Source organism: Cohnella thermotolerans DSM 17683, from assembly GCF_000429825.1.
GTDB lineage: Bacteria > Bacillota > Bacilli > Paenibacillales > Paenibacillaceae > Cohnella > Cohnella thermotolerans.
This window is the reverse complement of the sequence record NZ_AUCP01000035.1, coordinates 25,185-51,365: the sequence shown is the minus strand read 5'-3', so window position 1 is coordinate 51,365 and position 26,181 is coordinate 25,185. Positions and strand designations below refer to the sequence as shown.

The window sequence follows — 26,181 nt, the reverse complement described above, 5'->3', positions numbered from 1 at the left end:
CGGGATCGGCTTCGCGTGGCCGTCATCGACGACGGACCGGGCATGGACGAGGAGCAGCTGCTGGAGGTGAGGAGACGGATCGAATCGGAGGAAGAGGTGTACCGGCACATCGGTTTGGCCAATACCGCAAGACGAATTCGGTTGATCTACCACACCGAAGACGGACTTGCGATTCGCAGCAAATCCGGCCGGGGCACCGTCGTCTCTCTGAACCTTCCGCTTCGGGAACCGGAGGGAAGCGGGAGTTGAAGCGGGTTTTGCGTTACGGCGCAAAGCCCTTTTTTTTGCGCCGTTCTTTGCTTGTTTAACGGCGGAACCGCTCGCATGCGGACCCCCACCTTCGTTTTCCGGAAACAGCGGCATATATATAAATTTTGTATATTATGATTGCTTTTTTCAATTATACAACCCTATCCGCCTTCCCCTATATTATTAATAACCAATTTTTCACACAGAAATGATAAGAATAACACCGAAAGAGCGAAATGAGGAGGAGGATGAAGCCAGGAACGTGGACGAGCGACAACGTCCCCCTCACTGGACTGAGGCTTAAGAGAGCCAACGATTGGGGGAATGGTTTAGTGGCCTGCTGGAAGCGCAATCTGTATATTTTATGGCTGGGCTTGTTTTTAAATCATATGGCGTTTACGCTCTCGGTCCCTTTTTATCCCTTGTTTTTGCGGGACTTTCTGGGGATTCGGAGCGGACTGGAGGCTTGGTCGGGCATCTCCATCTCGATCAGCTTCTTGATCAGCGGTTTATGCGCGCCGTTCTGGGGATCGCTGGCCGATAAGCACGGCAGCAAGCTGATGCTGGTCCGGTCGGGTGTCGGCCTTGGACTGGCGCATTTGGCCAACTATTTCGTCCATGATCCGTTCATGTTCATTGCAGCGCGAATTTTCCAAGGTTTAATGGCCGGCTTCAGTCCCGCTGCCGTAGCTCTGGTCGGTACCCATACGCCGGAGAAGCATGTCGGCTACGCGCTCGGAGTCATCTCCACCTCGACCGCTGCGGGCGGCATTCTCGGACCGCTTGCCGGAGGGGTGCTTGCCTCTTGGCTCGGACTGCGGGGCTGCTTTATCGCATCGGGTGTCATTATGCTGCTCTCGGCCGCCATCGTTCTCGGCGTGAAGGAAGTTCGCGAGTCCCGTTCCCCGACTCGCCCCAGCGTTCTCCAGGACCTGAAGCACGCGGCCGCCAACCCCCGATTAATGCGGGCGTACGGACTCATGTTGCTGGTGTCGACCTCGGTCATGATTCTGGAACCGCTGCTGACGATTTATGTGATCCAGATTGGAGGCACCGCAACGAACGCGGCGCTAAGCTCTGGCATCGTGTTTTCGGCGGTCGGCTTCGCTACGGTTCTCATGGGCTCCGTTTGGGGGAGGATCGGAGGGAGAATCGGATATGAGAGAACGTTGTTGATCGGACTGCTCGGAGGCGGAATCGGCAATCTGCTCCAACTGGCCGTGCATCATCTCGCTGCCTTCGGTCTATTGCGTTTTGGTTACGGGCTGTTTTTTGCCGCTGTATATCCGGCGATCAACGCGCTTGTCATTCAAAATGCGGATAACGGGTTTCGGGCAAGGGCGGTCAGTCTCAGTCAAAGCGCGAACCAGTTCGGAATTGTAGCCGGACCGCTGCTCGGCGGTATTCTGGGCGGGTGGATCGGCATTCCGTTCGTATTTCTTCTGACCGGCCTTGCGCTGCTTGGTGCCGCGTGGGGCTTCAACAGCATGAATTCCATCCGGCCGGGAATGCGGGTGCCGGGCAGTTGGGCAGCGCGGTTGCGTCCGAAGGGTGCGAGACACCGCCGGCTTGATGAGTAACGGTAAGATGCACTTCTAAATCCGACAAAAATCATAAGTATAATCACGTATTTGATCGGAGGGGAAACCATGGGGAAGAGACAATTAAAATTGGGAGCCAATTTGAGCGGCGTCGGCAACAGCATCTCCTTCTGGCGCCATCCGGATGTGCCGATCCGGGCGAGCGTCAGCTTGGACTATTACAAAAAGCAGGCGTTCAAGGCGGAGGAAGGAAAATTCGATTTGTTGTTTATTGCGGACGGATTGTTCATTAACGAGAAGTCGAATCCGCACTTTCTGAACCGGTTCGAGCCGCTTACGCTGTTGTCCGCTCTGGCGTCCGTGACCTCCAACGTCGGACTCGTGGCAACCGTGTCCACCTCATACAGCGAACCGTTTACGGTAGCCAGGCAGTTCGCCTCAATCGACCATCTGAGCGGCGGAAGAGCGGGCTGGAATGTCGTTACTTCGCCGCTGGAAGGCTCCGCGCTGAACTTCGGCAAGGGAGATCATCCGGACCACGCTTTGCGTTACGAGATTGCGGAAGAGCATCTGGCGGTCGTCAGAGGCTTGTGGGATTCGTGGGAGGACGATGCCTTCATAGGCGACAAAACGAACGGCGTCTTTTTCGACCCGGCCAAGCTGCACGTATTGAATCACCAAGGGAAGCACTTTTCCGTTCGGGGCCCGCTCAACGTAGCGCGTTCCAGACAAGGCTACCCGGTCGTGTTCCAGGCCGGTTCGTCCGAAGCGGGGAAAGAGCTTGCGGCCAAATCGGCGGATGCGGTATACACGGCGCACGAGACGTTCGAAGAGGCAAGGGAATTTTATCGGGATGTAAAATCAAGGGCGGCCAAGTATGGTCGAAAACCCGAAGAGATATTGATTTTTCCGGGGATCGGACCAATTGTCGGCAGAACCGAAGAGGAGGCCGAGCGAAAGTATCGAGAGATTGCCGAATTGGTGACGATCGAGCAGGCGCTGTCTTATTTGGGACGCTACTTCGACCACTTCGACTTTTCTAAGTTCCCGCTGGACGAACCGTTTCCCGATATCGGCAACTTGGGCAGCAACAGCTTCCGCAGCACAACGGACAAAATCAAGCGAGAAGCGCGGGAACAGGGGCTAACGCTGCGTCAGGCGGCCATCCGTGCGTCGACGCCCACCTCGTTTATAGGCACGCCGGAGAAGGTGGCGGATCTGATGGAGCAATGGTTCGAAGGCGGCGCGGCGGACGGCTTCAACGTTCGCACCGTCGTGCCGAACGGCTTGACCGACTTCGTCGACAGCGTCGTTCCGATCTTGCAGCGGCGAGGCTTATTCCGGACGGAATACGAGAGTGATACGCTTCGCGGCAATTTGGGTCTGACGGTTCCGCGGAACCGCTATGCGCCGGAGTCCAATCCGGTCGGATGAAGACTTTGCCGTATCGATCAAGCAATCGATATTCAGGAGGATGGACAAGTATGCGAAAAGGTTGGAAGGCTCCATTTATTGCGCTTTTTCTGATCGCCTCGACGATCTTGTCGTCATGCAGCGCGTCCGAATCGAAGAACGGAGCCAGCTTCCCGAGCGGCGCTTCCGAAGCGAACGAGAGCACGGCGCCCGCATCCGGCGGCGAATTGACTTACGCTCTGGCCACGTCGCCGGATACGCTCGATCCGCATCGCAGCGGTTTGGCCGTATCGGTGAGGGTATTCCGCACGATCTTCGACAGCTTGGTCGCACAGCTTCCCGACCATACGATCAAGCCGTGGCTGGCGACCTCGTGGACCGTCTCCCCGGACGGCAAGAGCTATACGTTTAAGCTGCGCCAGGACGTCAAGTTCCAGGACGGCACGCCTTTCAACGCGGAAGCGGTGAAGTTTAGCTTCGACCGCATCCTCGACCCGGCTACGGGAGCCAAGAACGCCACGGCGTTGTTGAAGCCTTACCAATCTTCCGAAGTGATCGACGACTATACGATCAAGCTGAATCTGGAGACGCCTTCCGTCGCTTTCCTGGGCAACCTGAGCCAAGCCATGCTCGGGATCGTCTCGCCCACAGCGGCCCGCAAATACGGCGACCAATTCGGACAGCATCCTGTCGGCACGGGTCCGTACAAATTCGTGAAGTGGGACGAAAATTCGGACATTCGCGTCGAGCGCAATCCCGACTACAAATGGGCGCCCGAGCTGGTGGACAACAAAGGCGCGCCCTATTTGGACGCCATTGATTTTAAGATCATTCCGGAAGAGGCGACGCGAATCGGCAGCGTCCAGAGCGGGCAAGTTGGCGCGATCGAGACGGTCCCTCCGCAAAATGTCCTGTCGCTGAAGAACGACGCCAAGCTGCAGCTGTTCCAGGTCAATACGGGGGGGTTGCCGTATACGCTCTTCTTCAATCTGAGCCATGAGCCGTGGAACGATGCCAAGGCGCGGCAGGCGGTACAGTACGCCGTCGATATCGACGCCATCGTCAAGAGTCTGTACCTGGGCACTTATGAGCGCGCCTGGTCGCCGCTCGCGCCGACTACATTCGGCTACGACCCGTCTCTGGAGAACGGCGTCAAGCCGGATCTCGACAAGGCGAACCGTCTGCTCGACGAGCTCGGCTGGGTCAAAGGGGCGGACGGCGTGCGCGAGAAAGACGCCAAAAAGCTCGTCCTCCGTTATGTCGACGGTTCGCCGAACCGGGAGAAACGCAACGACATCGCCGCCATGATCCAGCAGCAACTGAAAAAAGCGGGCATCGATGTCCAAGTGGAGATCACCAAGGATGTGTCGACCGTCGTATATACGAACCAAGCGTACGATCTCTATGGCAACAGTCAGGTGAACTCCGACCCGGTTGCGCTCAATTCGTTCTATCATTCCATCGCTCCGGGCGCCCGTCCGACGTTGAGCCATCTCGCCGATCCCGAGATCGACAAACTGCTCGAACAAGGCGTCGTCGAGACGGATGACGTGAAGCGCAAGGAGATTTACGGGAAGGTTCAGCGTTATATTATCGACAATGCCGTCATTCTGCCGATTTATGTATTCCCGTATACGGTGGCGGCAACGCGCGACTTGTCCGGCTTGAAGTTCGATTCGCTCGGCTATCCGCTCTTCAACGATGTCTCGCTTGCCAAGTAAGAAGGGGACCGGAAGATGGCCAAAGTCATAGCGGTTCGGTTGCTCAGTTGTCTGGCCGTTGTCGCGGGCTCGTCCGTACTGGTGTTCTGCATCCTATACGTCCTCCCTGGAGACGTAGTGATGAATATGATCGACCCGAGCTCGATGAGCCCGGAAGCGATCGCCAATCTTCGGCACGAGCTTGGGGTGGATCGGCCTTTCTACGAACAGTTCCTGCATTATTTCAGAGAAGTGCTGCGCGGAGACTTCGGCAAATCGCTGGTGAACTCGGAGCCCGTGCTGCCGAAAATCTTCGCTCACTTGCCGGCCACGCTGGAACTTGCGATCTCGGCTTCGTTCGTGTCCCTGACGGTCGGATTGGCGCTAGGCGTGCTGTCGGCCGTGCATCGCAACAAACCGATTGATATTGCGGTCCGAATCGTCGCCTTGTTCGGCATTTCCATGCCCACCTTCTGGTCCGGCATTCTGCTGATTCTCATATTTTCCGTCTTCCTTGGCTGGTTCCCCGCGATGGGCTCGAACGGCTGGAACACGCTCGTTCTTCCCGCGCTGACGCTCGGCATGCTTGGTGCCGGATTTATCGTTCGGATGGTGCGCAATTCGATGCTTGAGGTGCTTGGCGAGCCGTTCATTACGACGCTTCGCGCCAAAGGTCTGGCGGAGAGAGCTGTCTTGTACCGTCACGCGCTGCGCAACGCGCTCATACCGGGCGTCACGATGATGGGCATTCTTGCGGGAGAAATGCTGGCCGGCACGGTCGTCATCGAGACGGTTTTCTCGCGGCAGGGGATCGGAAGGATTATTGCCGACGCGATCATGGCCAAGGATTTGCCGGTGGTGCAGGGCGTCGTCTTATTCACGGCCATCGTCTATGTCATCGTCAACGCCCTCGTTGACATCTCGTATGCATACATCGATCCGCGGATCAGACGTCTGCATAACGACAGAAGGAGTGGTTGGGCATGAGGGAAGCCGCTTCCGTTAAGACGGCATGGCGAACGAAAAGAACCCCGACAACGCTGCAGCGCACGGTTCCCAAGATCGTCGTTGCCCGCTGGATGTCGCTGACCGCCGGGGCCGTCGTGCTGTTTCTGATCGCTTGCGCCCTGGTGCCGCAGTGGATTGCCCCTTACTCGCCTACAGACATGCAGGCGGACCGGATTCTTCTCCCTCCGGGGAGCGCTTATTGGCTCGGAACCGACTACTTCGGCCGCGACGTCTTCAGCCTCATTGTATACGGAGCCCGCGAATCGCTGTTCATCGGCTTTGCTTCGGTTCTGGTCGGCGGGGTGTCCGGCGCGCTGCTCGGCGCACTGTCCGGGTATCTGGGCGGATGGGTGGACAGCGTGCTGATGCGGATTGTCGACGTCATCATGACGATTCCGGGCGTGCTTCTCGCCCTGGCGGTCGCCGCCGGTCTGGGGCCCGGACTATGGAATATTGTACTGGCCGTGGCCATCGCCTCGCTTCCTAACTATGCACGGATCATGAGAGGACAGATTCTCAGCGTAAAAAGCAGACCGTTTATTACGGCGTCCCGTTCCATCGGCGCAAGCGAGCTGTCGGTATTCGTCAAACATGTGCTGCCCAATTCGCTGTCACCGCTGCTGGTTATGGCGTGCATCGGAGTGGGAACGTCGATTCTGACCGGGTCCGGCCTCAGCTTCCTGGGACTTGGAGTGCTGAAGGAAATACCGGATTGGGGAGCGCTGCTCTCGCAGGGAAGAGGATATTTAACGGTCGCTTGGTGGATTTGCACGTTTCCCGGAATGGCAATCACGCTGTTCGTCCTGTCCGTCAACGTGATCGGCGATGAATTGCGCGATGCGCTTGACCCGAGAAAGCGGCGCGAATAGGGAGGAGAGACGAATGAGCCAACTGCTGGAGATCGACCGGGTTAGCATTCGGTTCGCTACGGGGCGGGGCGATCTGCAGGTCGTCAGCGACGTCAGCTTCTCGATCGCCGCCGGCGAGACCGTATGTCTGGCAGGCGAGTCGGGAAGCGGGAAGACGGTCGTGTCCAAAGCGGTCATGCGGCTGATCGACGACGAGAACGGCAAGATCAGCTCCGGGTCGATCAAGTTGAACGGGACCGATATCGCCGCTCTCCCGCGGCAGGAACTGCGGTCGATTCGCGGGAAGAAGGCGGCGATGATTTTTCAAGAGCCGATGACGGCCTTCGACCCGGTGTTTACGATCGGGAGGCAGATTACGGAGACGATTCGGCGTCACGACAGACGGATAACGCCGAACGAAGCCCATCAACGAGCGGTGGAGATGCTGCGGCGGGTCGGCATTTCGGAGCCGGAGCAGCGGCTAAAGCAATATCCGGGCGAGCTGTCCGGCGGAATGCTGCAGCGGGCCATGATCGCCATGGCGCTAAGCTGCCGGCCCGAGCTGCTCATCGCCGACGAGCCGACAACGGCGCTCGACGTCACCATTCAAGCGCAAATTTTGCAATTGCTGCAGGAATTGAAGAACGAATTCAACATGTCGATTCTGCTCATTACGCACGATCTGGGCGTTGCCGCGAAAATAGCCGACCGAATCGTCGTGATGTACGCGGGACAGGTGATCGAGCAGGCTTCGACTGCGGAATTGTTCGCCCGGCCCCATCATCCCTACACGCAAGGCTTGCTGCAGTCGATTACGACCATGGACAGCGACCGCTCGCAACGGCTGTTCGCGATCCCGGGCTCCATTCCCGGCCATGCCGATCTGCCGGACGGCTGCCGCTTCCATCCCCGCTGCCCGTACGTATCGGAGAAGTGCCGTAGCGAGGCGCCGCCTCTGAAGGATTGGGGCGGCCGGCAAGCGGCGTGCTGGCACACGGACCGGCTGATCGCACGGGGAGAGCGTCCGCCGGCGTTCGAAGCCGCCGCCGCCGCATCTTCAACTCCGGAGCCGGCAGACGCTTCGGCCGGACTTCCGGACGATGTCCTGATCGAACTGCGGCGCGTGACCAAGCATTACCCGTTCGGCCGCTCGGTCTTCTCGCGGAAGAAGGGGGCGGTTCAGGCAGTCGAGGACGTGTCCCTGGCGATTCGCAGAGGGGAAACATTCGGCCTGGTCGGGGAATCCGGAAGCGGCAAGTCTACGCTCGGGCGGGTGCTGCTGCATCTGGAGAGACCGACGTCCGGGTCCGTTCTGTTTGAAGGAAGAGAGCTCGGTGCGTTGTCCCCGGCCAAGCTGCGGGAGGAACGCAAGCATATGCAGATGATTTTCCAGGACCCGTACGGTTCCGTCGACCCGCGCTGGAAGATTGGCGACATCGTCGGCGAACCTCTCTCCGTTCACGGCCGGGCGGGCGCTCGGGAGAAGAAGGAGGCTGTTCTGGAGCTTCTGAGCCTGGTCGGACTGAGTCCGGCCGCTTACGACCGTTACCCGCACGAATTCTCCGGAGGGCAACGGCAACGGATCGCGATTGCCAGAGCCGTTGCCCTGAGGCCGAAGTTCTTGCTCGCGGACGAGGCGGTTTCGGCGCTGGATGTGTCGGTTCAGGCGCAGATCGTTAATCTGCTGTCGGATCTTCAGCGGCGCCTGAACCTGACCATTCTGTTTATCGGCCATGGTCTGAACGTCGTACGCTATGTGTCGGACCGCATCGGCGTCATGTACTTGGGGAAGTTGGTCGAGATCGCTCCCGGCGAGCGGCTGTTTCGACGGCCGGCTCACCATTATACGAGAGCGTTAATCGCTTCGATCCCGACTCCCGTTCCGGAACGGCAGCAGGATCTCGGGGTCATTCACGGCGAGATTCCTTCGCCCGCCCATCCGCCCTCCGGCTGCCGGTTCCGCACCCGCTGTCCGGCGGCGACGGCCAGATGCGCGTTGGAGCCGCCCGAACTTCGCGAGATCGGCCCAGGCCACTTTGTCGCTTGCCACGATCCGGCGGGATAAGCTGAAAACAGGGAGGAGAGAAACGATGGGAACGAGAAGAAAAATCAGACTGGGAGCCGCTCTGCACGGAGTCGGCGGCAACATATCCGGATGGAGGCATCCGGACGCCGTTACCGATGCGAGCGTCAATTTCGGACTGTATAAGAAGTGGACGCAGAAAGCCGAGGAGGGCAAATTCGATTTCGTCTTTGTCGCAGACGGGCTTTATATCACGGAGAAATCGATCCCTCATTTCTTGAACCGGTTCGAACCGGTCACGATCTTAAGCGCTTTGGCCGGAGTCAGCTCCAAGATCGGGCTGGTCGGGACGCTGTCGACTTCCTACAGCGAGCCGTTCACGGTGGCGCGCCAGTTCGCGTCGCTCGACATGATCAGCGGAGGCCGGGCAGGCTGGAACGTCGTGACTTCACCGCTCGAAGGCTCCGCGCTCAATTACGGCAAGACGGAGCAGCAGCACCCTTCTCATTCCGAGCGTTATCGCATCGCGGACGAATATTTGACCGTCGCGACGGGACTGTGGGATTCCTGGGAGGATGACGCGTTCGTGCGCGACAAGGAGTCCGGCGTCTTTTTCGACCCGGCCAAGATGCATGCACTCAATCACAAGGGGAACTACTTCTCGGTCAAAGGGCCGCTGAATATCGCGCGCTCCAGGCAGGGCCAGCCCGTTATTTTCCAGGCGGGGGCGTCCGAGACCGGGAAGCAGTTCGCGGCGCAATGGGCCAATGCCATCTTCACCGGCCCGGAGACCCGGGAAGAGGCGAAGCTCTATTACGACGATGTGAAAGGACGGGCGAAGGCGCTGGGCCGCAACCCGGAAGAGATCGTCATCTTGCCCGGAATCGGGCCGATTATCGGCAGCACGACGGAGGAAGCGGAGCGCAAGTACGAGGAACTGGCCAATCTGGTGTCGATCGACAAAGCTCTCGATTTCTTGGGACGCTTCTACGAACATCACGATTTTACGCAATATCCGCTGGACGAACCGTTCCCCGAACTGGGCGAGTTGGGGCGCAACAGCTTTCAAAGCACGACGGATCGCATGAAGGCGTGGGCGAAGAAGGAGGGGCTGACGCTCCGTCAAGTTGCGCTGCGGGTCGCAACTCCGAAGCCGGCGTTCCTGGGAACGCCCGAAGCGGTCGCCGACAAGCTGGAGCACTGGTTCGAGACCGGGGCCGCCGACGGCTTCATCGTCGGCTCGGTTACGCCCAAGGGGCTGGAAGAATTCGTGGATCGCGTCGTGCCGATTCTGCAGCGGCGCGGACTGTTCCGCGAAGAATACGAAGCGGATACGCTGCGCGGCAACTTAGGCATCCCGATTCCGTCCAACCGCTATGCGGCCGCCGCAACGCAGGCTTGACGGCGGTGCGGGCGCTTGCCGGCATCCGCAGCCCGTCTGCGAATACTCCACCCGATCTTTTGGCGCAACAACTATACATCTTGCGTTTTCTCCCCTATTATATAGATAAATAGTTTATTAACGAAAGTGGATTACAAGGAATTAAAACCATCCATCAAAGCGAGGTTATCATCATGTCCAATGAAAGCTTGTACGTTCGGCATAACCCGAGTTTCTCCGCCAAATTGGCCGGCTACGCTCCGGAAGGATTCAAAGCGTTCGGCGAATTCAATAAGCAGGCGCTGGCGAACGGCGCGTTGCCGGTCAAAACAAAAGAGCTGATCGCGGTGGCGGTCGCGCACATCACGGGATGTCCTTATTGCATCGAGGCGCATGTAAGCAAGTCCAAAGCGGAGCAAGCCGCCTTCGAGGAAATATTCGAATCGATCGCGGTCGCAGCGGCGGTGAAGGCCTATTCCGCTTTCTACAATGCCGCGAACGCGCTGCGGGCGTTCGAAGACAACCGGGAATCGGACTTGTATCCGTTAAGCAACTTGGAGTCGGTCGAACGGCTGGAGAGCTTCAATGAAGAACTGTATACCGCCTTTCACGAATATTTGCGGCTCACCTTAGGAGAGGGGAGAATCGCCAAGAAGGAGAAGCGGCTCATCGCCGTCGGATCGGCGCTTGCCGAAGGCAATCCTTATGCCATCGAGACGTTTACGAGGGAAGCCAAGGAGGCTGGGGCGACGATCGAGGAGATCGCCGAGACGACGTTGGTCGCTACCGCGCTCAAAGCGGGGTCGGCCATCGCGCATCGGGTTAACGCGCTGCAAGCGTTTGAAAGAGTCTGAAGACGGGAGGAGGCGATACGATATGGCAGAGCAAACGTTGACTTCCGAAGCCTGGCCGGTTGGATTGGCGGAAGAGCTGATCGCCTGGAGAAGACATCTTCACCGGCATCCGGAGCTCTCTTTCCAGGAGAACCGGACCGCCGGGTTCGTCGAGGACATTCTGCGCGGCATCGACGGTCTGATCGTCAGCCGTCCGACGCCGACGAGCGTGTTGGCTCGACTGATCGGCAGCCGTCCGGGCAAGACGCTCGCCTTGCGGGCGGATATGGATGCCCTTCCGATTCAGGAGGAGAATACGTTCGAATTCGCGTCCCAGACGCCCGGCGTCATGCACGCTTGCGGCCATGACGGACATACGGCGATGCTGCTGGCGGCTGCGCGGCTGCTGGCCGCTCGCAGGGAGAGGCTGCATGGCGAGATTCGTTTTATTTTCCAGCATGCCGAGGAACGGCTTCCCGGCGGAGCTGCAGAGCTCGTAGAGGCGGGCGTCATGGAAGGAGTGGACTGGGTGGTCGGCGAGCATCTGGCTTCCCAGCTTCCCGTGGGCCAAATCGGCATCGCCTACGGAGACATGATGGCGTCGCCGGATAATTTTACGATCGTCATCAAAGGATACGGCGGACACGCCGGGTACCCGCACAAAACCGTCGACACGATCGCGGTGGGGGCGCAGATCGTATCCAATCTGCAGCATATCGTCTCGAGGCTTGCCGATCCTCTGGACCGGCTGGTCATCTCGGTGACTCAGTTTACAGCCGGCTCGTCCCACAACGTCATACCCGATACCGCCGTTCTGAAGGGGACGGTGCGAAGCTTCGGCGAACGGGTTCGCGCGGACGCCCGCGACCGGCTGCACCGCATCGCGGAAGGTATTGCCGCGGCGCATGGAGCCCAAGTCGAGATTGAATACGTCTACGGCTATCATCCCGTCGTCAACGACGAATCGGTTACGCACGTTCTGGAGGAAGCGGCGATCGAACTTGTCGGCAAGGAGGCGGTGATCCATGTTCCTCCGGGCATGGGGGGCGAAGATTTCTCCGCCTACCAGCGGAAGGTTCCGGGCACGTTCGTCAATATCGGAGCCGGCAATGCGGACAAGGGGATCGTGTACCCCCATCATCATCCCCGCTTTACGTTCGACGAGGACGCTTTGCAGATCGGTGTCCGGCTGTTCGTTCTCGCCGCGGACAAGCTGCTGGAGTGGGAGAGAAGCCGGTAGGTCATGGAGGCGATGCTCGCCTCCTCTTTGTTATGATAGATTAAATTTTTACATATTAAATAGAAAAGATTTATTAAAGAAGTTGTTGTCATTCCCATAAAGCCAAGTATAATACTCTGATATAGAAGCAAACGGTTCATACGTGGCGCAACCGCATTGGATCCAGAGCAATGGGAGGGATGTGGAGGTTCGCTTCGACTGAAAAGCTTTTCAAACCTCGCGAGGAAAGGTGTTTCGAATGAAAGCGACAATCCGAGATGTAGCCAAGCTCGCCAATGTATCGATCAGCACCGTATCGCGTGTGCTCAACGCTCCGGATATGGTTGTAAGAAGCAAACGGGAGAGAGTGCTCGAAGCGATCGCAGAGCTCAATTATTCGCCGAATGCCCTGGCTCGGGGACTCATCCACAGACGGACAAGAACGTTGGGAGTTCTGTTCCCCGATATCTCCAACCTGTTCTACTCGGAAGTGCTTGCCGGGATGGAAAGCGCTGCTTACGAGTCGGACAACAATCTGATTATTTGCAATACCGACAACAATATCGATCGAAAACGCGCCATCCTGAAAGTTCTGGACGAGAAGCAAATCGATGGGCTTATCCTGACGAGCGAGCCGGTGCTGCCGGACGATCAGGCGATGATCGCCAAGCTTGCTTGTCCGGTCGTTCTGGCGGCAACGCACAGTCCCGATTACGCCATCGCTTCGGTTAAAGTGGATGAAGAGCAAGCCGCGTACGATGCGGCGGCTTACTTGATCGGTCTCGGCCACGTCCGAATCGGCATGATTAGCGGGCTTGCGGACGATCCGATCTCCGGCGGTCCGCGGATTCGCGGGTTTATTCGCGCTCTCGAAGACCATGGCCTGCAGTCCGACCCGGAACGCTGCATCGAGTATGGAAGCTATCGCTTCGAGCACAGCTACGAGGCGATGAAGAAGCTGCATGCCAAATATCCGGACATGACGGCCGTGTTCGCTTCCGGAGACGAACGGGCGCTGGCCGCCATCTCCTATCTGCACGAGAATCGCATCCGCATCCCGGAACAAGTATCGGTTATCGGTTTCGACAATACGCGGATGGCCGGCATGTGCTTTCCGAAGCTTACGACGGTCGCCCAACCGCTGTACGACATCGGTTATTTATCCGTCGTCAAGCTGCTGCGGCTTATCAATGGCGAACCGGTGGATGATCTGAGGACGATCGTCCCGCACAGCATTGTCGAACGGGATTCGGTCGCGGCACCGGGCAAGCGGATTTGATGGAGGTCAGACGCGTTTTTATCTTTTCTGAAAAGCTTTTCAAACTCATCTGAACGCATAACGAATAAAACGGGAGGAAATGACAATGTCGAAAAAATGGTGGAGTGCCGGTTCGGCCGTCACGCTGGCGGGAGGACTTCTGGCCGGCTGCGGCGGAACGGGAGACGATGTGAATCCGGCTGCTGACACGGCTTCGAACGGGCAGGCCTCGGCGAGCGAACAGACTCAGGCAGGCGGGGGGCAGCCCGCTTCCAAAGTGAAGATCGTGTTCGGGCAGGGGGCGGACCAGACGGACGGCACGAAGAAGCTCGTGGAAGCATTCGAGGCGAAGCACCCGGAGATTGACGTTGATGTGCGGGAATTTCCCAACGATTCGACTCAGATGCACGATCAGCTCGTTACGATTCTTGGCGGGAAATCGCCCGAGCTCGATGTCGTCAACCTGGACGTCGTCTGGCCCGCGGAATTCGCCCAGGCCGGGTTTCTGCTTCCGCTTGACCGTTATATTCAGAACGACGGCCTCGATCTCTCCCAATATCTCGAAGGCGGCGTGAATGCAGGCAACTACAACGGCCAGCAGTGGGCGCTTCCGCGCTACAACAATTCGGGGCTGCTGTACTACCGGACGGATCTTGTCAAGGAAGTGCCGAAGACGTGGGACGAGCTGTTGAAGCAGGCGGAGGAGCTTAAGGGCAAGGGCGGCACGCAATACGGCTATGTCTCCCAAGGGAAGCAGTACGAAGGTCTGACGGTCGGATTCACGGAGCTCGTCGGCGCTTATGGCGGAACCATTCTGGATGAGAACGGCAGATCGGCGGTCAACAGCCCGGAAGCGCTGAAAGGTCTAAAGAAGCTGATCGAGATTTACACTTCCCCCGCGGTGCCTTCCAACATCAATACCTTTACGGAAAAGGAGACGCTTAACGCCTTCATTGAAGGCCGTGCGGTATTCGCCCGCCACTGGCCGGCCCTGTATGCGCAAGCGAACGATCCGTCCAAATCCAAAGTGGTCGGCAAAGTCGGCATTGCTCCGCTTCCGGCGGGCGATGCCCGTTCGGCGGCCGCGCTCGGCGGGTGGCTGGGAGCGATCAGCAAATATTCCGAGCATCCGAAGGAAGCCTGGGAATTTCTGAAGTTCCTGGTCAGTGAAGAAGGCGAGAAGATCATTGCCGTCAACAGCACGCAGACGCCGACGTACCTCAAGCTATTCGACGACGCCGAGGTTCAGCAAGCGAGCCCGCTATTTGCCAGCCGCGATTTCGTCAACGGCCTGAAAAGCGCGGTTCCGCGCGCCATCACTCCGGATTATGCGAAGATATCGGGTTTGATCCAGGTGGAAGTATCCAAGGCGATAGCCGGGCAGCAGACGCCCGAACAAGCGCTTGCGAATCTGGAGAAGCAGATCGATCAGAACGCGGCCAAGTAACGTTCCGTAGCTTACCGGCAGATGAAGAGTCGCCCGCAGGGACTCTTCATTTGTTTTCAGAGGCGGAGGGCAAGGAGGGACAACAACAGAATGCGATTCCGACAACGTATCCGTACGGCGAACTGGACGGCTTACGCGATGGTGCTGCCCGCGGTTCTGATTATCGCCGTCATCGCCGTATGGCCGTTGATCCGTACGTTCTGGATCAGCATGTACGATTTACGGCTTAACGACCCGGCACGTAACGAATTGAACGTCTCGTACGGCATCAACGCGGAGAAATATGCGAATTCAATGCCGCTGCTGCTCTCGCTGCTGAACAAAGAAGCCGAAGCGGCGAGCGGGAAATCGCATACGGAGCTGCGGGAGCTGGCGGACCGGCTGGCCCGCGCCGACGCCGGCTTGAGGGAAGACGCGGCGCTTCAGACGAGGCTGGATCGGATTAATGCGCTGCTGGACGATTTCAAGCCGGTCCCGGCCGATATGCAGAATATCCATATTGACAAGACCGGAGCGGAACGAATGCGAAGCGAATTGTCCGGTATCGGCCAATCGCTTCAGACGCTGAAGGAGCAAGGCGCCTTGTCCCGCGCGGACGAGGCGATCGGACTGGCGAAGGCGGTGCAGCAGTCGTTCACCGTTCCGAATTTTGTCGGATTCGGCCATTATGCAAGGCTGCTGTCGGAACCGCGGCTGTGGGAGGCGCTGGATCATACGGCGCTGTTCACCGCCATTGCGGTCGCTCTGGAGATGCTGGCCGGATTGCTGATCGCGCTTCTCATGAACCGCGCGTTCCGCGGACGAGGGCTTGTGCGCGCTGCCGTTCTCATTCCGTGGGCGACTCCGACCGCCGTCTCGGCCATGATTTGGCATTTTCTCTATGACGGCCAGAACGGCATCGTCGCCAAGCTGTTTGCGGAGATCGGCTTGATTCCGGATATGGGCGCCCTGCTGTCAACCCGTGCCTGGGCTTTATTCGCAGTCGTGCTTGCCGATGTGTGGAAGACGGCCCCCTTCGTCGCGTTGCTGCTTCTTGCGGGCTTGCAGACGATTTCCGCCTCTCTTTATGAGGCTGCCCAGATGGACGGCGCGAGCCGATGGAAGCAATTCGTCCATGTGACCGTGCCGATGCTGAAGCCGACCTTCTTCGTCGCGCTGCTGTTCCGGACGCTGGACGCCTTCCGGGTGTTCGATCTGATCTATGTGCTGACCGGCGGAGGCCCCGCCAATTCGACCGAATCCATCTCGATCTACGCTTACAAGACGATGTTCGCGGAGCTCGACTTCGGCGCCGGCTCCGCGTTATCGGTAATCGTCTTCGCCTGCGTTCTTCTTATCAGCATCGTTTACGTCAAACTGCTGGGCGGCGAAGTGCTGAGCCGGCGAATCGGATAGGAGGAGGACTTAGATGAACAAACGTGCGGGTCCGGCTTTCTATGCGGTTGTCGCCGTCTTCGTACTGATCGTTCTGTTCCCGTTCTTCTGGGTTTTTCTTGCGTCCGTGAAAGCTCCGGCCTATCTGTACGGAGACTATGCGTTCGACGTCATCGTGCCGAAGTATACGATTGACCAATACGTATCGGTCTTTACGAATCATCCGTTCGGCCGCTATCTGCTGAACAGCTTTGCGGTCGGGCTGCTTACGATGGGCGTGTCGCTTGTCGTCGCTTCCTTCGCCTCCTACGCGATAGCAAGGCTCCATTTTTGGGGCAAATCGTTCTTCCTGGGCGTTCTGCTGGCCGTATCGATGTTCCCCCAGATCGCGACGCTCTCGCCGTTGTTTTTGTTCATGCAGTCGGCCGGGCTTCGCAATACGTATGCGGGATTGGTTATTCCGTATACGACCTATGCGCTGCCGCTTGCGATCTGGTATTTGACGACGTTCTTCCGGAAGATTCCCTATGAACTGGAAGAAGCGGCGAAGATGGACGGCGCATCGGTGCTCGTCGTCTTCGGCAAGGTGCTCCTGCCGCTGGTCGCCCCCGGTCTGTTTACGACCGCCATCATCGTATTCGTCGACGCCTGGCATGAGTTCCTCATCGCGCTCACGATCAATACGAAGGAAGCGATGATGACCGTGCCCGTGGGCATCGCGATGTTCCAGGGCGAATTTACGTTTCCTTGGGGCGAAATATCGGCTGCAACGGTTACGGTCACTTTTCCGATTATCGTCCTTGTCCTGTTGTTCCAGAGCCGCATCATCTCCGGACTTACTTCCGGAGCGGTGAAGGAATAGCCCGTTTCTTCATTTCCCCGCTAAAGGAGACTGGATTCGATGAAACATAAGAACATTCTGTTCATGATCTCGCACGATACGGGCCGCTACCTTGGCTGTTACGGGAAGCCGGTGAACACCCCCGCCATCGACAAGCTGGCGGAGGACGGCATCCGGTTTGACCGCTACTTCTGCCCGGCTCCCCAATGCAGTCCAAGCCGGGGAAGCATCCTCTCGGGGCTCTATCCGCAAAATCACGGGATGATCGGACTCAGCCATCTCGGCTTCTCCATGCGCGAAGCCGTCACCACGCTGCCGAAATGCTTGAATGAAGCGGGTTATGACACGGTGCTGATCGGTTTCAGCCATGAGACGATCGGCGAACCCGACAGCCGGATCACATCCTCCACCTACAAGCTCGGGTATAACACCGTCATTCCGGTGCCGGGAGACCGTGCGCCCGACGTCGCGGAGCAAGTCGCCGGCTTCCTGCAGGAACGCGCGAACGGAGCCGGCTCCCGTCCGTTCTTCGTCTCCGTCGGATTTTTCGAGACGCACCGGGACTTTGACGAATATAAGCCAGTAGCGGATCCGGCGGACTCAATTACGCCTCCTCCTTATTTGCCGGACACCCCTAACGTGAGGGAGGACTTCGCGCTGCTGCACGGTTCGGTCAAGACGCTGGATGCCGCGGTCGGACGTATTCTTGATGCGCTGGAAGCCGCCGGATTGGCTCAGGATACGCTGGTCGTATACACGACCGACCACGGCATCGCTTTCCCCCGGGCCAAGGGAACTCTAATGGACGCCGGCCTGGAGACGGCGCTGATCATGCGGCATCCGGGGGTTCTTGACCGCGGCCGGGTCGTCGACGACTTGCTGTGCAACGTGGATCTGATGCCGACGCTGCTGACCTATGCGGGCGCAACGGTTCCCGAAGGTCTCGACGGCAAGAGCTTCTGGCACCGTCTCGCACGGGAAGGGGAGGAACCGGTTCGCGACCACTTTTTCTCGGAGCTGACCTGGCATGATTGGTATCACCCGATGCGCGGCGTGAGGACGGAACGGTACAAATATATCCGTAATTTCGAAGAAGGCCCGTCGGTCTATCTGCCGCTCGATATTCACCGCAGCTTGTCCGGCATGGACGTGCGGAAGGATTACTATAAGCCGAACGTTCCGGAAGAGCTGTACGATCTGGTGAACGACCCGCTGGAACAACACAATCTGGCTGCGGACGAAAGCTATCGGGAGGTGCTTGAGCAGCTTCGGGCCAAAGTGGACGGCTGGATGCGGCGAACGAACGACCGGCTGCTCGAAGGCAAGGTGCCGGGCATTGCGGCGCCCGACTGGCAGGAGCAGTTCGACAACGGAACGGCATACGGCGCCAAGCGGCGGTAAGCAATATCGGCATCGTCGTTTCGACTTTGGCGGACAGCTTGCTGAGCGCCTTTGAATTCCGTTATCGGAGTGTCTCTCGCGGTCGGCCTCGCGCCATATTTGACGAAAGATTGATGGAGTGGTTGAGGAGTACCCAACAGCTTAGAAGCTGGTTGTGGGCACGATAAATTTACAGTAAAAAATGGGAGAAAATCGGGTGGTTTATGCCGATTGGACAGAGGCATTTTGATTGATTAGGGATCCATTTGCGTTTTGCCCTGTTCGATATGGGGGATGATGGAGCGGCACGCCTGACGGATACCGGCCACGAAGCCGAAGGCGGAACCATGGGTGTGGCTGGCCAGCGGGCCGGTAAAGTAAAGCCCGGGCACGCTGCTCTCGAACTGCTCGCTGAGCAGCGGAAAGCCGTGATACGGCTCGGGTTCCCGCTCGACGGCTTCCAGCAGCGCGGGAGGCAGGAACGGCAGCAAATCCAGCTTGATGCGATATCCAGTGGCGCTGACAACATGATCGACGATCCGGGTTTCGCCGCCGGTCAGCGTCAGGCGCGCCTGGCCGTCGCCCCAAGTTTCGGCCCGAACGATCTCCACGCCGCCGGTCGTTTTGACTTTGCCTTCCACGTAAGGCTTCAGAAATAAAGCGACGCTGCCGCGGCGCGGCGTATTCCAACGCTCCTGCTTCTGTTCGAGCGGCAGGCGGTAAAATTGCTCGGCGGATTCAATCAGGCGCAGACCGGTGGCCGTGTTATCTTCTCCCGCGAATTGCACGGCTTCCCGGCGGAACAATATCTCCGCGTCGCTTCCGGCCATATGCAGCAGCGCCGCCGCCTCCCACGCGCTCTGGCCGCTTCCGATGACGGCAACCTTCTTGTTCCGGAAGCGTTCAAAATCGGTCTGGCCGAACGTATGCGTCAACAGGGAGGGGGGCAGTGCGCGCAACTCATCCGGGACGTAGCTGAAATGCTGCAAGCCTGTGGCGACGATGACGCGGGCGGCCGTCCAGCGGCGGCCCGTTTCCGTCACGACGGTAAACGCTTCCGGCGTGCGGTCAACCCTGACCGCCAACTCCGGCGTAAATTCGACGCCGGCATGCCGGGCGAACCAGAAGGCGTAATCGACGAAGGCGGGACGCGGGAAAGGGGAGTCGAGCGGCGTGCCCGTCTCATCGCTGAACCTGTCGATCGTCCACCGGTCCTCGCGGTCAGAGAGGCTGATGTAGCGCGGATTCGTGCGGATGAACATCGTTTGCGGCATTTGATTTTTCCAGAAATGCATCGGTTGTCCGAGCAGCACGTAGGATAAGCCGGCGGACTTGGCGTGGGCCGCAAGCGATATGCCGTAAGGTCCCGCTCCGATAATGACCAGATCGACCATGGACGAATCCTCCCGTATCAAATGAGCGTGTTACTATAGCAGGAATTTGCAACTCTATATGATCAGCCGCCAGCATTCGGTGGCGGCCAGCTTGGCCTTCGCGGTGGCGACCCGCTCCGGATTGTTTGTCCCTCCCGACACGTCAACACGGCGGTCGTCCGTCTTAAAGTGCGGCCGACGGGCTGCCGTCCGCGGCCGGATTCGATTGCGTCGTGCGCGCTATGCCGAGACGATCGGCCGGACAGTTTACGGCGCTATCCTATTCGACCGGTACGTCTTGACGCGGTTAAAGAGGCATGCTAGTATGAAGCCGATATGATAAGTAGGAATTGCGGAATATGTTGACCAGACCCCTGGAGACACAAGATGGATAAACTTGTGCTCTTTTTTTGTGTTTTCCCAGGAGTTAACGATCATGCGCAGGAGGGAACCATGAGCAAACTGGACATTATCGAGCACTTGCAGTCGCATCGCTCCGTTCGCAAGTTTAAGCCGGAACCGGTGACGGAGGAGCAACTGGCGCAAATTCTGGCGTCGGCCCAATCCGCGCCGACTTCCTCCAACATTCAGGCGTACAGCGTCGTCGGCGTCCGCAATCCCGAGACGAAGCGGCAGTTCGCGGAGCTCGCCGGCGGTCAGAAGCACATCGAGGAGAGCGGCATTTTCCTGGTCTGGTGTGCGGACCTGAACCGGCTGCAGACGGCGATCCGGCTGCAGGAGAACAATCCGGAGCTTGAACTCGATCAGAACGTTGAGACGTTCCTGCTCGCCACGATCGACGCAACGCTGGCGGCACAGAATGCGACGATAGCGGCGGAAGCGCTCGGACTGGGGACGGTCTATATCGGCGGAATCCGAAACAACCCGAAGCGTGCGGCCGAGCTGATCGGGCTGCCGCGGCTCGTCTATCCGGTCTTCGGCATGTGCATCGGCGTGCCGGACCAGGAGCCGACGCTCCGGCCTCGTTTGCCCGTTCAAACCGTCTACCACGCGGAGACTTACCGGACGGACGCTTTCGCCGACGGCATTCGTGCGTATGACGACGCGACAAGGCAGTATTACGCCGGTCGTACGGGCGGCATCAAGGACACTTACTGGTCCAAGGAGATGGCCTCGCGCTTCCGCAAGGAACGCTTGCGTTATCACTTGCGGGATTTTATCGAAGGTCAAGGCTTCCGCTTCCAATAAGATCAGTTGCGTTCGGCCGAACAATTGCTGTAAGATCGATTTTCGATCTTACAACTCGTAATCGCACCGCGGCCCCGGCTGCAAGATCGATTTTCGCACTAGCTTTGCATAACAAAATCAGGGTTCTTCCACAAGCAAACACGTCTTCGGCATCTTTAGGGCTGCATGGAGTGTGACCTAGCAGAATTCCGAACGCTAACGGACACAGGGCCGTTATTTGTCTAAAAAACGCGTTTTTGATATTTTAACGGACCCTGGTTCCGCTATGCGTCGGATTTTCCGCGATGGAGGCACGGATTGAAGCCAATAGCGGATCCTCTGTCCGTTCCATAGCTTAGATAGGCCTCCAGACATGAAATAGCGGATCAAGGGTCCGTAAGAGCGAAGGTAATCCTAAGATTGGAATCGGAGTACCCACACGAATAAAAAAGGGGACTGTAGACGGAATAAACATCCCCATAAAGTCTCGTGGACGAGTATCTAAAGTTTGTATGCAAAGCTGGTGCGATTTTCGATCTAACAGCGGCGTGTTGTGGTCGGGGTTTCGGCGCGATTGCGAGCTGCAAGATCGAAAATCGATTTGAAGCCAGGATCTTGCTCCCTCGGAAGAACAGGCGGCCTACTGCAGCAACTCTTCGCGGCTTTGCCATAAAGAAGGGCCGTCCCCAGGTCTTCAAAACCTTCGGGGACAGCCCCGTGCGCCGTAGAGCCGCGCCCTCTTTATGTCGCTGCCGGACTGGCTTGGCCGCTGCCTCGCTGATTCGCGAGACGCTCTGCGAACTTGCGGCGGAAGACGGGGATGAGCCGGCCGGAGATCGTCGCTTCCTCCAGGTTCGGATAGCCGGACAGAATAAAGGAAGAGATACCGATGTCGACGTATTCAAGCAATCGGTCCGCAACCTGGTCGGGCGTGCCGACGAACGCCATGGCGCCCCCGCCCCGGATGGCGGACAGGCCGGCCCAGAAGTTGGGGCCGATGATGTAATCGTTCGCTTTGGCCAACTCGCGGACTTGATTCTGCCGCTGTTGGCCGACCGACGGCGAGGACGCGAACTGGAGCTCCGACGCTTCCAGCGCTCTGCGGTCAACCTTGCTGATAATGCGCCAAGCGGCTGCCCACGCTTCCTCCTCGGTGTCGCGGATGACGACTTGCGCCCGCAGGCCGTAACGGATGCGGCGCTCGGTTCCCTCCGTTCGCCGCAGCTCCTCGCGGTGCCGCTCGACCTCCGCGATCTGCTCGCGAATCCAGTCGACCGGCTCCGCCCACATCAGATACACGTCGGCGATCGCTGCCGCCGTGCGCTGGGCCGCCGCCGAGCTTCCGCCGAAGTAGAAAGGGGGATGCGGCCGTTGTACGGGCGGAGGATAGCTCTTACCTCCTTCGAGGGAGAAGTATTTGCCCTGATAGTCGAGCGTCGGCGCCGCCTGTTCCGCATTGCCGGCCGCCAGATTGCCGCCGGCGAGCAGCCGGCGGCCTTCCGCGCCGTGCGAGCGGATCCACAGCTCGCGCACGATTCGGATGTACTCAAGCGTGCGTTCGTAGCGGGCTTCCTTGTCATCGGCGAGCGGATCGCCCATCGATCGCATGTCGTCAGGCGAGCTGCCGGTGACGATGTTGAAGAGCGCCCGTCCCCCTGTCACCTCGTCCAAGGTCGCACCCATGCGCGCCGCCAGGGCGGGGGCGATCAGCCCCGGCCGCATGGCGATCAGCGGCTTGAACACGCGGGTGTGGGCGGCCAACGTGGCGCCCATGATCCAGGCGTCGGCGCAAGTGCCGCCGGTCGGAATCAGGCCGAACGTATAGCCCGCTTCCTCCACCGCTTGAGCGACCCGGATCATGTACGCGGTGTCCACCACCCGTTCGGATTCGACGCCGATATAAGGCCCGTCTCCCCGCGTGGGCATGTACCAGCCGAACTCGATATCTTCTGATTGGTAATCTGCCATCTGCTTCACTCCGTTCGAACGGTTCGGTTAATTGGCCTCACGGTTCAGCGCCCAGATTTGCTTGTGCTGGTTCTCGGGCCGCGTCAGGCCGAGACGGTCGCGCAAGGTCGTTCCTTCGTATTCGGTGCGGAAGAGCCCGCGGTTCTGCAGCTCGGGAACGACCTTGTCGACGAAGGTCTCGAGGCTGCTCGGGAACAGCGGCGGCAGAATGTTGAAGCCGTCGGCGCCGTTCTCGGTCACCCACTTCTCGATGAAGTCGGCGACCTGCAGCACCGAGCCGGTGTACGAGACATGGCCGTGACCCGCGTAGCTGCGGCTCAGGAACTGGCGGATCGTCATCTTGTCGCGGATCGCCGCATCGACGACAGCCTCGTGGCGGCTCGTAATGCCGTTCTGCGAGAAGCCGTAAGGCTTCGACTTCTCAACCGGCACCGGATCGTCCAGATCGTATTCGGAGAGATCGACGGTGAAGTAGTTCGACAGCCGCTTCAGCGAACGCTTCGCATCCACGAGCGAATCGAGCTCCTCCTGCAGGTCGCGCGCCTCGGCTTCGGTATCCGCGACGATCGGGCTGAGACCCGGCATAATGAGCAGCTCGTTCGGTGTTCGGCCGTAGCGGATGAGCCGCGATTTGACGTCATTGTAGAACTCCTGGGCCGCGCCCAGCGTCTGCTGCGCGGTGAAGATCACTTCCGCCGCGCGCGCCGCCAGCTCCTTGCCGCTCTCCGACGAGCCGGCCTGAACGAGAACGGGATAGCCTTGCGGCGGCCGGGGAATGTTGAGCGGGCCTTTGACGTTGAAGTATTTGCCCTTGAAGTTGATTTCGTGCACCTTGCTGTTATCGATCATCACTCCGTTGTCGCGGTCGTATACGAGAGCGTCTTCCTCCCAGCTGTCCCACAGCTGCTTCGTCACCTCGATGAATTCGGTGCCGATGTCGTAGCGCGTGGAATGTTCGGGATGGCCGGGCTTGCCGAAGTTGTCCGCGTCCTCCTGCGAATGGCCGGTGACGATGTTCCAGCCAGCGCGTCCTTTGCTGATGTGGTCGAGCGAGGCGAACTTCCTGGCGACATGGTACGGATCGTTGTAGGTGGTGCTGACCGTGGCGATGAAGCCAACGTGCTTCGTCAGCCCCGCCAGCGCAGACAGCAGCGTGAACGGCTCCAGCCGGCGTCCAAGGCCCGAGTAGTTGTCGGCCATGAACAGCGAATCGAACAGTCCGCGTTCCGCGATGGCGGCCAGATTCGCGTAATGCTCCAGATCCAGATCGGTATGCGGATTGACCAGCGGGTGCTTCCATGCGCCCGCATGGTGGCCGGCTCCGCGGATAAATACGTTAAAATGAACCTGTTTCCGCTTCTTTCCCACTTTACATCTCTCCTTCGGTTTGTGCATGGTACGGACCATCGGCTTGCAACATGCCCGGGAGACGGCAAAAAACCGGACCCGTGGCGGCAACGCCATGAATCCGGTTGACCGGTATCTGGACCAATTTATATGTAAACCAATCCGTTTACCCGCATATTAACGGATGTCGACGGATTCGTCAATCACCTTACAAAAAATTAAAATCCGCGGTGCGCCCTTCTCCAAGGTGACCGGCGGCGGGTTTGCGTGGCGGCGCAGCGCCCGCCTATTTCTTTTTCGCCTTCGGCCGATACTCCGGCTTCTGCGCTCGCTTCAGATTCGTCATATGGCCATCCCACTCAGCGTTTGTCAATATCATTCTCTCCTGTCCCATAGTGACATGATCTCAGAACAGTTACGGGCTGACATGATCACGGACGAACGACAAAAATTAAAATCATTGGTTGACAAATGGGAAAAGGGATTGTTATAGTAAGACCCGATCATAAAGCAGACCAAGTTAATCGGTTTTATTAGGAATTCGTTTCCACCGGCCGCAAGGCCGCAATAACGACAAGCGACCGTTCGAACGGAGACATTCGGCAGGGATTCCCTTAAATCCCGCCGAGCGTCTCCGTTTTTTTTGCGTCGTGGACGACAAGGGAGATAGCGGAATTCTATGGCGAATATTCGAATCGACCACATTTATAAGCGCTACGGCAAGGACAAACATCCGGTCGTGAAGGATTTCAACTTGGAGATCCGAGACAAGGAATTTATCGTGTTCGTCGGTCCGTCCGGCTGCGGCAAATCGACCATGCTGCGCATGATCGCCGGGCTGGAGGACATTACGGAAGGCGAGATTTATATCGACGATCAACTGGTCAACCATTTGCCCCCGAAGGACCGCGACATCTCCATGGTGTTCCAGAACTACGCGCTGTACCCGAACATGAGCGTCTTTGAAAATATCGCCTTCGGGCTGCGCATGCGCAAGCTGCCCAAATACGAGATCGAGCTTGCCGTCAAGAAGGCGTCCCGCATTCTGGAGATTGAATCCTACCTGCACCGCAAGCCCCGTCAGCTGTCGGGCGGCCAGCGGCAGCGCGTGGCGATCGGCCGGGCGATCGTGCGCAATCCGAAGTTGTTCCTGATGGACGAACCGCTGTCGAACCTGGACGCCAAGCTGCGGGTTGCGATGCGGATGGAGATCATCAAGCTGCATCAGAGCCTGGAGACGACTTTCATCTATGTGACGCACGATCAAGTGGAGGCGATGACGATGGCCGACCGAATCGTCGTCATGAAGGAAGGCGTTATCCAGCAGATCGATACGCCGGAGCGCATCTATACGCTGCCGAGCAATACGTTCGTGGCCAGTTTTATCGGTTCGCCGCAGATCAATCTGATTAGCGGCCGCATCCAGGAGAATGCGCTCGGAGGGCTTGAATTCCTCACCTCGCGGCTGCGCATCGCAATTCACGAGTCGAACGCCGAGCTGCTGCGCAAGCACGGGCAGGTGAATCGGCAGGTGCTGCTCGGCATCCGTCCCGAGAACATCAGCCTCGAAGCGCTGTTCTCCGACGCGGTCGTCACCGGAACGTACCGGTTCACGGAGCTGATGGGCGCCGACCGGTTCATCTACCTCGACATCGGCCAGGATCAGCTGCTCACGGCCCGCGTCAGTCCTTCCGTCCGCTTCGAACCCGGCGACAAAGTCCGTCTCGGCATCGACTCGCTGAAAATGCTGTTTTTCCACCCGGACACCGGCGTGAGGTTCGCGGACTAGA

Annotated in this window: 20 protein-coding genes; 17 read left to right on the top strand and 3 right to left on the bottom strand. The window is 58.7% G+C overall.

The features are described 5' to 3' along the window. Positions 1-15 precede the first annotated feature (15 nt). The 15 genes from G485_RS0106215 (at position 16) to G485_RS0106145 (ending at position 18,536) form a co-directional block, all read left to right on the top strand. Positions 16-249: a sensor histidine kinase gene (locus G485_RS0106215; RefSeq protein WP_027091846.1), complete on the top strand. Its 234-nt coding sequence runs from the start codon at positions 16-18 to the stop codon at positions 247-249. A 332-nt stretch (positions 250-581) separates the two neighbouring features. Beyond that, on the top strand, positions 582-1,829 hold the full coding sequence (locus tag G485_RS25335; protein WP_205620119.1) for an MFS transporter: 1,248 nt from the start codon (positions 582-584) through the stop codon (positions 1,827-1,829). A gap of 69 nt (positions 1,830-1,898) precedes the next feature. Continuing rightward, positions 1,899-3,224 carry an LLM class flavin-dependent oxidoreductase gene (locus G485_RS0106205; protein ID WP_027091845.1) on the top strand — a complete coding sequence of 442 codons (1,326 nt, stop codon included), beginning with the start codon at positions 1,899-1,901 and terminating at the stop codon, positions 3,222-3,224. Positions 3,225-3,274: 50 nt separating this feature from the next. Further along, positions 3,275-4,924, top strand: a complete 1,650-nt coding sequence (locus G485_RS0106200) for an ABC transporter substrate-binding protein (protein WP_027091844.1) — start codon at positions 3,275-3,277, stop codon at positions 4,922-4,924. Positions 4,925-4,939: 15 nt separating this feature from the next. Beyond that, the gene (locus tag G485_RS0106195; protein WP_027091843.1) at positions 4,940-5,890 is read left to right on the top strand and encodes an ABC transporter permease; all 951 of its coding nucleotides are present in this window, start codon (positions 4,940-4,942) and stop codon (positions 5,888-5,890) included. Continuing rightward, the gene (locus tag G485_RS25330) at positions 5,887-6,780 is read left to right on the top strand and encodes an ABC transporter permease (RefSeq protein ID WP_035155014.1); all 894 of its coding nucleotides are present in this window, start codon (positions 5,887-5,889) and stop codon (positions 6,778-6,780) included. Before G485_RS0106195 ends, G485_RS25330 begins: the two co-directional genes overlap by 4 nt. A gap of 13 nt (positions 6,781-6,793) precedes the next feature. Beyond that, positions 6,794-8,824, top strand: coding sequence for an ABC transporter ATP-binding protein (locus tag G485_RS0106185; protein WP_027091842.1), 2,031 nt, complete (start codon positions 6,794-6,796; stop codon positions 8,822-8,824). A 25-nt stretch (positions 8,825-8,849) separates the two neighbouring features. Next, positions 8,850-10,184, top strand: a complete 1,335-nt coding sequence (locus tag G485_RS0106180) for an LLM class flavin-dependent oxidoreductase (RefSeq protein ID WP_027091841.1) — start codon at positions 8,850-8,852, stop codon at positions 10,182-10,184. A gap of 173 nt (positions 10,185-10,357) precedes the next feature. Continuing rightward, entirely contained in the window at positions 10,358-11,017 is a 660-nt protein-coding gene (locus tag G485_RS0106175) for a carboxymuconolactone decarboxylase family protein (protein ID WP_027091840.1), read from the top strand. 22 nt (positions 11,018-11,039) lie between these two features. Continuing rightward, positions 11,040-12,236, top strand: coding sequence for an amidohydrolase (locus tag G485_RS0106170; protein ID WP_035155011.1), 1,197 nt, complete (start codon positions 11,040-11,042; stop codon positions 12,234-12,236). Between the two features lie 238 nt (positions 12,237-12,474). Continuing rightward, positions 12,475-13,494, top strand: coding sequence for a LacI family DNA-binding transcriptional regulator (locus tag G485_RS0106165; RefSeq protein ID WP_027091838.1), 1,020 nt, complete (start codon positions 12,475-12,477; stop codon positions 13,492-13,494). Positions 13,495-13,573: 79 nt separating this feature from the next. Beyond that, complete coding sequence (locus G485_RS0106160) at positions 13,574-14,920, top strand: ABC transporter substrate-binding protein (RefSeq protein WP_027091837.1); 1,347 nt, start codon at positions 13,574-13,576, stop codon at positions 14,918-14,920. A 90-nt stretch (positions 14,921-15,010) separates the two neighbouring features. Continuing rightward, positions 15,011-16,315 carry a carbohydrate ABC transporter permease gene (locus tag G485_RS0106155; protein ID WP_051318062.1) on the top strand — a complete coding sequence of 435 codons (1,305 nt, stop codon included), beginning with the start codon at positions 15,011-15,013 and terminating at the stop codon, positions 16,313-16,315. Positions 16,316-16,328: 13 nt separating this feature from the next. Next, positions 16,329-17,156: a carbohydrate ABC transporter permease gene (locus G485_RS0106150; protein ID WP_027091835.1), complete on the top strand. Its 828-nt coding sequence runs from the start codon at positions 16,329-16,331 to the stop codon at positions 17,154-17,156. Positions 17,157-17,195: 39 nt separating this feature from the next. Beyond that, a complete protein-coding gene (locus G485_RS0106145; RefSeq protein WP_027091834.1) occupies positions 17,196-18,536 on the top strand; it encodes a sulfatase family protein in 1,341 nt (446 codons plus the stop codon). Positions 18,537-18,769: 233 nt separating this feature from the next. Here the strand turns inward: G485_RS0106145 and G485_RS0106140 are convergent, their stop codons facing one another. After that, on the bottom strand, positions 18,770-19,909 hold the full coding sequence (locus tag G485_RS0106140; RefSeq protein ID WP_027091833.1) for an NAD(P)-binding domain-containing protein: 1,140 nt from the start codon (positions 19,907-19,909) through the stop codon (positions 18,770-18,772). Positions 19,910-20,341: 432 nt separating this feature from the next. Here G485_RS0106140 and nfsA point away from each other — a divergent pair, with 432 nt between their 5' ends. Further along, a complete protein-coding gene (gene nfsA / locus G485_RS0106135; protein WP_027091832.1) occupies positions 20,342-21,097 on the top strand; it encodes an oxygen-insensitive NADPH nitroreductase in 756 nt (251 codons plus the stop codon). 720 nt (positions 21,098-21,817) lie between these two features. Here nfsA and G485_RS25325 read toward each other — a convergent pair. Together G485_RS25325 and G485_RS0106125 are read right to left on the bottom strand one after the other, a co-directional pair. After that, complete coding sequence (locus tag G485_RS25325) at positions 21,818-23,044, bottom strand: LLM class flavin-dependent oxidoreductase (protein WP_051318061.1); 1,227 nt, start codon at positions 23,042-23,044, stop codon at positions 21,818-21,820. A gap of 27 nt (positions 23,045-23,071) precedes the next feature. Next, entirely contained in the window at positions 23,072-24,412 is a 1,341-nt protein-coding gene (locus G485_RS0106125; protein ID WP_027091831.1) for an LLM class flavin-dependent oxidoreductase, read from the bottom strand. A gap of 658 nt (positions 24,413-25,070) precedes the next feature. Between G485_RS0106125 and G485_RS0106120 the strand changes: the two genes are divergently transcribed. Further along, positions 25,071-26,180, top strand: a complete 1,110-nt coding sequence (locus G485_RS0106120; RefSeq protein WP_027091830.1) for an ABC transporter ATP-binding protein — start codon at positions 25,071-25,073, stop codon at positions 26,178-26,180. Position 26,181 lies beyond the last annotated feature (1 nt).

Coding starts and splice junctions, on each gene's coding strand:
- G485_RS0106205 (WP_027091845.1), top strand. CDS start 1,899: ATGGGGAAGAGACAATTAAAATTGGGAGCCAATTTGAGCGGCGTCGGC.
- G485_RS0106200 (WP_027091844.1), top strand. CDS start 3,275: ATGCGAAAAGGTTGGAAGGCTCCATTTATTGCGCTTTTTCTGATCGCC.
- G485_RS0106195 (WP_027091843.1), top strand. CDS start 4,940: ATGGCCAAAGTCATAGCGGTTCGGTTGCTCAGTTGTCTGGCCGTTGTC.
- G485_RS25330 (WP_035155014.1), top strand. CDS start 5,887: ATGAGGGAAGCCGCTTCCGTTAAGACGGCATGGCGAACGAAAAGAACC.
- G485_RS0106185 (WP_027091842.1), top strand. CDS start 6,794: ATGAGCCAACTGCTGGAGATCGACCGGGTTAGCATTCGGTTCGCTACG.
- G485_RS0106180 (WP_027091841.1), top strand. CDS start 8,850: ATGGGAACGAGAAGAAAAATCAGACTGGGAGCCGCTCTGCACGGAGTC.
- G485_RS0106175 (WP_027091840.1), top strand. CDS start 10,358: ATGTCCAATGAAAGCTTGTACGTTCGGCATAACCCGAGTTTCTCCGCC.
- G485_RS0106170 (WP_035155011.1), top strand. CDS start 11,040: ATGGCAGAGCAAACGTTGACTTCCGAAGCCTGGCCGGTTGGATTGGCG.
- G485_RS0106165 (WP_027091838.1), top strand. CDS start 12,475: ATGAAAGCGACAATCCGAGATGTAGCCAAGCTCGCCAATGTATCGATC.
- G485_RS0106160 (WP_027091837.1), top strand. CDS start 13,574: ATGACAATGTCGAAAAAATGGTGGAGTGCCGGTTCGGCCGTCACGCTG.
- G485_RS0106155 (WP_051318062.1), top strand. CDS start 15,011: ATGCGATTCCGACAACGTATCCGTACGGCGAACTGGACGGCTTACGCG.
- G485_RS0106150 (WP_027091835.1), top strand. CDS start 16,329: ATGAACAAACGTGCGGGTCCGGCTTTCTATGCGGTTGTCGCCGTCTTC.
- G485_RS0106145 (WP_027091834.1), top strand. CDS start 17,196: ATGAAACATAAGAACATTCTGTTCATGATCTCGCACGATACGGGCCGC.
- G485_RS0106140 (WP_027091833.1), bottom strand. CDS start 19,909: ATGGTCGATCTGGTCATTATCGGAGCGGGACCTTACGGCATATCGCTT.
- nfsA (WP_027091832.1), top strand. CDS start 20,342: ATGAGCAAACTGGACATTATCGAGCACTTGCAGTCGCATCGCTCCGTT.
- G485_RS25325 (WP_051318061.1), bottom strand. CDS start 23,044: ATGGCAGATTACCAATCAGAAGATATCGAGTTCGGCTGGTACATGCCC.
- G485_RS0106120 (WP_027091830.1), top strand. CDS start 25,071: ATGGCGAATATTCGAATCGACCACATTTATAAGCGCTACGGCAAGGAC.